The 7,850-nt window shown below is 66.5% G+C and carries 8 protein-coding genes; 6 read left to right on the forward strand and 2 right to left on the reverse strand.

What is annotated here, in order from left to right:
- Together AB1446_01670 and rpsT are read left to right on the forward strand one after the other, a co-directional pair.
- A partial coding sequence (locus AB1446_01670; GenBank protein ID MEW6545611.1) for an ABC transporter ATP-binding protein occupies nucleotides 1–755 on the forward strand: 755 nt, incomplete at its 5' end.
- A gap of 255 nt (nucleotides 756–1,010) precedes the next feature.
- Nucleotides 1,011–1,298 (forward strand): 30S ribosomal protein S20, encoded by a 288-nt coding sequence (rpsT, locus tag AB1446_01675; GenBank protein MEW6545612.1) that lies wholly within the window; start codon nucleotides 1,011–1,013, stop codon nucleotides 1,296–1,298.
- 78 nt (nucleotides 1,299–1,376) lie between these two features.
- On the opposite strand, the gene holA is transcribed toward rpsT, so the two are convergent.
- On the reverse strand, nucleotides 1,377–2,366 hold the full coding sequence (gene holA, locus AB1446_01680) for a DNA polymerase III subunit delta (protein ID MEW6545613.1): 990 nt from the start codon (nucleotides 2,364–2,366) through the stop codon (nucleotides 1,377–1,379).
- A gap of 254 nt (nucleotides 2,367–2,620) precedes the next feature.
- Between holA and AB1446_01685 the strand changes: the two genes are divergently transcribed.
- The 4 genes from AB1446_01685 (at nucleotide 2,621) to hisD (ending at nucleotide 6,902) form a co-directional block, all read left to right on the forward strand.
- Nucleotides 2,621–3,259: a GNAT family N-acetyltransferase gene (locus AB1446_01685; GenBank protein ID MEW6545614.1), complete on the forward strand. Its 639-nt coding sequence runs from the start codon at nucleotides 2,621–2,623 to the stop codon at nucleotides 3,257–3,259.
- Complete coding sequence (locus AB1446_01690; GenBank protein ID MEW6545615.1) at nucleotides 3,256–4,428, forward strand: acetoin utilization protein AcuC; 1,173 nt, start codon at nucleotides 3,256–3,258, stop codon at nucleotides 4,426–4,428. The genes AB1446_01685 and AB1446_01690 overlap by 4 nt, the downstream gene beginning before the upstream one ends.
- A gap of 3 nt (nucleotides 4,429–4,431) precedes the next feature.
- Complete coding sequence (locus AB1446_01695) at nucleotides 4,432–5,511, forward strand: zinc-dependent alcohol dehydrogenase family protein (GenBank protein MEW6545616.1); 1,080 nt, start codon at nucleotides 4,432–4,434, stop codon at nucleotides 5,509–5,511.
- A 128-nt stretch (nucleotides 5,512–5,639) separates the two neighbouring features.
- Nucleotides 5,640–6,902, forward strand: a complete 1,263-nt coding sequence (gene hisD, locus AB1446_01700; protein ID MEW6545617.1) for a histidinol dehydrogenase — start codon at nucleotides 5,640–5,642, stop codon at nucleotides 6,900–6,902.
- Nucleotides 6,903–7,101: 199 nt separating this feature from the next.
- Here hisD and groEL read toward each other — a convergent pair.
- Nucleotides 7,102–7,850 (reverse strand): chaperonin GroEL (gene groEL, locus AB1446_01705; GenBank protein MEW6545618.1); only part of this gene is annotated, 749 nt, incomplete at its 5' end.

Genomic DNA, 7,850 nt, shown 5'->3' on the forward strand with positions numbered 1-7,850 from the left:
AGATCGAGCCGGCGCTCGTGTCGCTGGGCCGGGTTCAGGAGGTCCTGGCCTGGACCGAAGATTGGACGGTCGAGGAGCCCACCGCCCCGACCGCACTCCCCGACCACCCGCACGCCATCGAGGTGCGGGGCCTGGATTTCGCGCTCGGTGACGTCCCCATCTTCCGAAGGTTGTCCCTGCAAATCGAGCGCGGAGTGACTACGGCCGTGGTCGGCCGAAGCGGCCTGGGCAAGAGCACGCTTCTGAACATCATCCTCGGTCTCTACCCCGTCCCGCCGGGCAAGGTGTTCCTCTTCGGCCGCGACGTGGCCACGATGCCTCTTTCCGAGCGCATGGGGTTCTTCGCGGTGGTGGAGCAAGAGCCGAGGTTTCTGAGCGGGGGTCTGGATACGGAGCTCGCTTTTTCCCATATAGAAGCAGACCTTGCGGGCGTGGCGCAGAGGCTTGGGCTGGGCGAGTTTGTGGAGGGCCTTCTTTCGCGCCAGATCTCGTCGGCAAAGCTCTCCGAGCTTTCGGGGGGTGAACGCAAGCGGCTTGGCATCCTGCGGGGCCTTTTGCGCGAGGCTCCGGTGCTGCTCCTCGACGAGCCCACCGCGTTTCTCGACGAGGAAACGGCGGAACGAATCCTCGCTGGGATCAGCACAAACTTCTCGGGGAGGACAATAGTGGTGTTCTCCCACGATCCCCTGGTCTTGCGGTACTGCCAAGCGGTGGTGGACCTGGCGGCCACGCAGGAGCACGGGGCGAGTTCTTAGCCCAACTTCACCCCCTGAGGTTTGGGGTAGTGGCGGGCGGGCCGTCCGCTGCGGGCTTTTCCTCGGGGCTGAGGCCGAATACCGCATCCACATCACCGCACACCGCCTGTGCCTCCATATGCAGCGCACTGCGCCCAGCGCCATATGCCGCGCGCCCCCTGCCGCACCGCCTGCGGGCACTACCCGTGGTCAGCATCCTCTGCTGTTGCAGCGCGCCGGGGCCCGTGGTAAAATGCCCGCCGGGGGTGAACGCCCTTGCCACAGAGAAACACCGCAGCCAAGCGGGCGCGCCAGGCCGAGCAACGCCGCCTGCGCAACGCCGCCATCAGATCGTCCATGCGTACCGCCATTCGCCGTTTTCGGGAAGCCCTGGCCTCGGGCAACCTGGAGGAGGCAAAGGCACGGTTGCAAAAGGCCATCAGCATGGTGGACAAAGCTGCCACCAAGGGTGCCATCCATCGCAACCAGGCCGACCGGCGGAAAGCCCGGCTGCAGAAGCATTACAACGTAGCCCGGCAACAATCGGCGGAGCAGGCAAGCTAGCTCCCCGCGGCCCTCGCCCAACCGCGGGAAGCCCGGTCTCCTCTTCGTCGCGTGCAACCGGCCAATATGGCCGGGAAATTAGCCTGCCCCGATGGTGCGAAACAGGAAGTCTTCCAGCGCCTGCCGGGGGGTCATCCGGCCCGTTTTGATCAGAAAATCGGTTTCGCCCAACCGGCCCAACGCGAATTCCAGTTCCTGGGTCGAAAAGCCGCGGGCCCGGGCAGCCGCGGCCTTCACGCCCGCGGCACTGGTCTCCATCAACCGGGCCACCTCTGCCGGCGAGCGGACACCCTCGCGGTGCAGGTAGGAGTACAGGAGAAGCGACCTCGCCTGCCAGGCCAGCGTCCCCAGGACGCGCAGGGGGTCGGTCCCCTGTTCCAGCAGACGGGAAAGGAAGTCCAGCGCCCGCGCCAGGTCACGGTTGGCCCAGGCGTCGGCCAGGGTAAATGGTGCTGCCGGGCCCGGGAAAACGTGTTCGCGCAGATCCTCCTCCCGCACCGGCCGGCCCGGCTCCAGGGCCAAAGATAGCTTTTCCAGTTCTGTTTCCACCAGGTCGGGGTCTCCCCCGCACAACTCCGCCAGGAGCCAGGCCTGGGCAGGCCCCAGGCTGACGTTCCTGGCGCGGGCCCGTTCCCGCGCCCACGCAGGAAGGTCACTCCTGTCCACCTGGCAGGGCACCACCATACCGTGCTTCTCGCAAAGAGAACGCAGTCTCGTTCCCACCCGCCCGCGGGCTCGCAGGACCAGTACCGCCCAGGGAGGTGGATCCGCCAGGTACTGTTCCAGTTCGGCTACCACATCCGGGCCAGCCCCGTCCCCGCCGGAACCGGCCCCCAGGGTTACGATGGCCAACCGCCTCCCGGCAAAGAAGGGAACAGTACAGAGGAAGGCGATCGCTTCAGAAATCCCCTCGCCATCCCAGCGCGCGCAGCCGGTATCTTCCCCACCGGCGGGGAAACATGCCCGGCGCAGGGCAAGCTCCGCTTGCGCCGCCAGGGCCTCCGTGTCCCCTTCCAGCAGGTACACCGGCTTGAGTTCCGTCAGATCCCCGAGTTTCCTGGGTCCCACGCCTCCTGCTCGCCCCCCAGCACCGGCACGAACAGCCCGGCCGAGGTCAACAGACCCGCTCCCCCTTTTCCGACTGTGTCCACGGCATGGTGAATCCACCGGAAAATGTATCCGAACCGGATGGGAAGGTCAACCCAGAGGCAAGCCCTGGGCAGCACGAGGAACCCGGTACCGAGCCTGTGCAGCAGGGATGGCTGCCTGCCACGAGGAATGCTATTTGTGCTCCACTTTGAGGGAAGTGGGAGAGGGAGTCCATGCCCCTGGCACCGTCGCCCCGGCTGACCGGCGTCATTTCTACCCCGAGCGGGCAGATCACTCTGGAGGGACCCTTGTCGCAGGAAGAGCTGGCACGACTGGACATCGACCCGAGGCTGGACTGGTTCCGGCCCGCCTGGCGCCAGAAGCAGGCTCTGGAAGAGGTAGCCGCGATGGATGAAGGCCGGGTGTGGGTGGCTCGCCACGAGGACGTCATCGTGGGATACGTGGTCGTCCATCCCCCCCACCCTTTTGAGCGATGGGGACGCGACGGTATCCCCGGCATCCTGGAACTGGGTGCGGTGGAGGTCTCACCCTCCTGGCGCCGGTCGGGAGTAGCCACCGCCCTGTTCGGACTCATCGGGCAGGACCCGGCCCTTGAACACTACATAGTGCTGGCCACCGAGTATTACTGGCACTGGGATCTGGAACGCACCGGGCTGACCCGGGCCGAGTACCGGCGCATGCTGGAGAAACTCAAGGGAGTGTCGGGCGTCCAGCCCTGCCCCACCGACGACCCGGAAATCACCTCTCACCCCAGCAACGTCCTCATGGTGCGGATAGGGAAACACGTCCCGCGCGACCTCAGGGAGAAGTTCAACGATCTCCTGTTTGAAAAGGGGCAGCAACCCCGATGAGTGGTAGAGCAGGATTCGTGTGGACGGAGGAGCACAGGCATTACTTCTTCGGACCTGACCACCCCCTCCACCCCATCCGCCTGGAACTAACCATCGACCTCATCCGCACCCTGCACCTGCTCTCTCCCCTGGAGGTCCTCACCCCCACCCCCGCGACCAACGAAGATCTCTTCCTTATCCACAGTCCCGAGTACGTGGCAGCGGTCAGGGCCGCCCACCCCGATCGCCCCCACCCCGACCTGATCCGCTTTGGACTGGGAACCGATGACAACCCCCTGTTTGCCGGAATGCACGAGGCAAGCAGCCTGGCGGTGGGGGCCAGCCTCCTCGGGGCCGAGTTGATAGCGAGAGGGAAACTGGACCACGCCCTCAACCTGGCAGGAGGCCTGCACCATGCCCAGGCCGCCTGTGCCTCCGGCTTTTGCGTTTACAACGACGCTGCCGTGGCCATCGCCCACCTGCGCCGGCGGCACGGGTGGCGGGTGGCCTACGTGGACATCGACGCCCACCACGGTGACGGGGTGCAGTGGGCCTTCTATTATGAGCCCCAGGTCCTCACCATCTCCCTGCACGAGACCGGGCGGTTCCTGTTCCCGGGCACCGGCTTCGTGAACGAGCGGGGTGCGGGGCCCGGCTACGGTTACGCGGTCAACGTGCCCCTGGAACCGTTCACCGAGGATGCCTCCTGGCAGGAGGCATTCCTGGCCGTGGTCCCCCCGCTCCTGCGCCGGTTCGGGCCGGACATCATCGTCAGTCAGCACGGGTGCGACGGGCACCGTCTCGATCCCCTCGCCCACCTAGCCCTCACCACCGAAAGCTACGAACTGGCCGCCCGCACCCTGCACGCCCTGGCCCACGAACTGTGCGGCGGCCGGTGGCTGGCCCTGGGGGGAGGAGGCTACGACTGGCGCGTGGTGCCGCGCGTATGGACCCTTTTATGGGCCGAAATCGCCGGCCTTCAGGTTCCGCCCGCCGTCCCCACCAGTTGGGTGGAACGGTGGCAGGATCGCTGCCCCCAGCCCCTGCCCCACACTATGCGCGACAACCGGGCGGACCTCCCGGCCATTTTGAGGCGGGAGCAAATCGCAGACCGCAACCGGGCGACGGTGGCTTCCCTACTGGCCGGCCTGCCGGCAGAACTCAAGCCCCTGCCTTCTGGGGAGGTATGATCGATGCGTGCCATGGTGCTTCGCGCTCCCCGTCCCGCCGAAGACAGCCCGCTGCGACTCGAAGAAGTGCCCACGCCGGTGGCGGGACCGGGTCAGGTGCGCATAATGGTCAAGGCCTGCGGCGTATGCCACACCGACCTCCACACGGTGGAGGGGGAACTCACCCCCCGCCGCCTGCCCCTTATCCCTGGCCACCAGGTGGTCGGTACCATCGAGCAGGTGATGCCGCGCCCACCCCACCCGGGAGGCCAGCCACCCGACGCCGGTGACGTGGGTTCTGCCGCGCCCGGCACCCGAGAAACCGGACCTGGTGGGCCGGCGTGGCGCCCGGGGTCCCGGGTGGGGGTACCGTGGTTGCACTGGGCCTGTGGTGAATGCGAATACTGCCGGCGGGGCCAGGAGAACCTGTGCGAGCAGGCCCGCTTCACCGGGCTGGACGCGGACGGCGGCTACGCCGAGTACATGGTGGCCCCCACTCCGTTCGTGGTACCCATCCCCGACGCCTTTTCGGACATCGAAGCTGCCCCCCTGCTGTGCGCCGGCATCATCGGGTACCGCTCCCTGAGGCTGGCCGAAGTGCAGCCGGGCGAAACCGTGGCCCTGTTCGGCTTCGGCGCCTCGGCCCACCTGGCTATCCAGGTGGCACGCTACTGGGGATGCCGCGTGTACGTGTTCACCCGCTCCCGCGACCACCAGGAGCTGGCTCGCCAACTGGGGGCAGAGTGGACAGGCACCGCCGCGGAACATGCACCGTCGCCGGCTGATCGGGCCATCACGTTCGCCCCGGCCGGAGATCTCATCCCCATGGCCCTGCGGGCCCTGCGCCGCGGTGGTACGCTGGCCATCAACGCCGTGCACCTGGACCGCATCCCGAGCTTCGACTACCAGTTGATATACGGGGAACGCACGCTGCGCAGCGTGACCAACAGCACCCGGCAGGACGCCGTGGAGTTCATGGAAATCGCCGCGCGCATCCCTATCCGGGTAAGCACCCGGGTTTATCCCCTCGAGGAGGCCAATCGCGCGCTGCAGGACCTGAAACACCGCACAATCCCGGGCGCCGCCGTCCTGCAGGTGAGGTGAGGAGACCGAAGGGGCTATCGGTCTCTGCCGGTAGACCCATGAGCGTTAGGCACGAGGGGACCTGCCGGGCTATCAGTTAGCCTGGGCAGGCCCTTTGTTTGGAGGGGCGGATCAAGGGGGTGGTACGCATGGGTCGGCTGATCCTCAAGGAAGCCAGGCCCAGGGGAGAGTCGGAATGGTCGGGGGTTAGAGATGCCGTGGGGCAAATACTTAGGGAGGTGAAAGAACGAGGAGACGACGCCCTGCGTGAGTTTACGCACCGGTTCGATCGGGTAGACCGGCCCTCCCCTCTCGTCAGCCAGGAGGAGAGAGAGCAGGCCTGGAGCAACGTGCCCGCGGAAGCTGTCCGCGACCTGGAGTTCGTGGCCCAGCGCATCCGGGAGTTTGCACGCCTGCAACTCGCAGCTATGTCGGAGGTGGAAAGGGAGGTTCTGCCGGGCGTGCACGTGGGGCACCGCTTGATCCCCCTGGAGTCGGCGGCCGTATACGTGCCCGGGGGCAGGTATCCGCTGCCTTCTACTGCCCTCATGGGGATCATCCCCGCCCGGGAGGCGGGTGTCGGGCGCGTGATAACGTGCTCTCCACCGGACGCCCACGGGGGCATCAACCATTACACGTTGGTGGCCATGCAGATAGCGGGGGCCGACGAGATCTATTGCATGGGCGGGGCCCAGGCCGTGGCCGCGTTCGCTTACGGTACAGAAACTATCCGGCCGGTAGACATCATCGTGGGGCCTGGGAACCAGTACGTCACCGAGGCCAAGCGTCAGGTTGCGGGGCTGGTAGCCATCGACTTTCTGGCCGGGCCCAGCGAGGTGCTGGTGATCGCCGATCACACGGCCAACCCCGCCTACGTAGCAGCAGACTTGCTCGCCCAGTGCGAGCATGACCCCCAGGCCCGGGCGACGCTGGTTACCACTTCCCGGATGCTGGCGGACCGGGTTCTGGCCGAGCTGGCGTCTCAACTGGCCCTCCTGTCTACGGCAGAGGTGGCCAGGGCGTCTTGGGAGGCCAACGGTCAGGTGTGCTTGGTGACGGACCTTGAGGAAGCCGTGGCAGTGGCCAACGAAGTCGCACCGGAGCATCTGGAGGTCCACGTAGCCGATCCCAAAGGTCTCCTTCCCCGCCTGAGGAACTACGGATCTTTGTTCCTGGGGGAAATGGCGGCCGAGGTGTTCGGTGACTATGTATCGGGTCCCAACCATATCCTGCCCACCATGGGGACGGCCCGCTTCACCGGCGGGCTGTGGGCAGGGATGTTCGTAAAGGTCGCCACTCACCAATGGCTGTCAGCTGAGGGAGCAAAGACTCTTGCTCCCGTGGCGTATCGCCTGGGGATGCTGGAGGGGCTGGTTGCTCACGCAGCCGCCGCCAAGGTTCGCATGTCCTGACGGGCAGGCAGTGGAGACAGGGGCCTGGCCGTCCCACGGGCCAGGCCCGGCTTGGCGATCTGACGGGCCCAGATGCGCTCGTGCGGCCCATGGTAGGGATCTGCTGGTTCAGGCGACCCGTCAGGCGCAAGGGGGCCGGTTGATCCGGCCCCCCTGCAACGACGTCCACTCGCCCGCTGAAATCGTCCCTGCCGCCAGATCAGAATTCGTCGGGCGGATAGGGCGGGGTCTTGGACTCCTTCTTCTCCGGGATTTCGGCCACCAGGGCCTCAGTGGTGAGCATCATGGAAGCCACGGAGGCCGCGTTTTGCAGCGCGGAGCGGCAGACCTTGGCCGGGTCCACGATACCGGCCTTGACCATGTCCTCGTACTGGCCGGTGAGGGCGTTGAACCCGTAGTTGGGGTTGTCGGAAGCCCGAACCTTCTCCACCACCACGGAGCCCTCAAGCCCGGCGTTGGAGGCGATGGTGCGGAGCGGCTCCTCCAGGGCCCTGCGCACGATCATGATGCCCACCTTCTCGTCTCCGGTGGCCTCGAGCTTGTCGAGCTCAGCCTGGGCCCTCAGGTACGTCACGCCACCGCCGGCCACGATGCCCTCTTCCACGGCAGCCCGGGTGGCAGCCAGGGCGTCCTCGATGCGGTGCTTCTTCTCCTTGAGCTCCGTCTCGGTGGCAGCGCCCACCTTGACCACAGCCACGCCGCCCGCCAGCTTGGCCAGGCGCTCCTGCAGCTTCTCGCGGTCGTAGTCGGACTCCGTCTCCTCGATCTGCTTGCGGATCTGGGCGATGCGACCCTCGATGCGCTTCTTGTCACCCTTGCCTTCGACGATGGTGGTCTTCTCCTTGTTGATGCGCACCTTGTTGGCCTCGCCCAGCATGTTGAGGTCCACGTTCTCCAGCTTGATGCCGATGTCCTCGGAGATGAACTGGCCGCCGGTGAGGATGGCGA

This window comes from Bacillota bacterium (assembly GCA_040757085.1).
In the GTDB taxonomy this organism is placed as follows: Bacteria; Bacillota; Sulfobacillia; order JACIYH01; family JACIYH01; genus JACIYH01.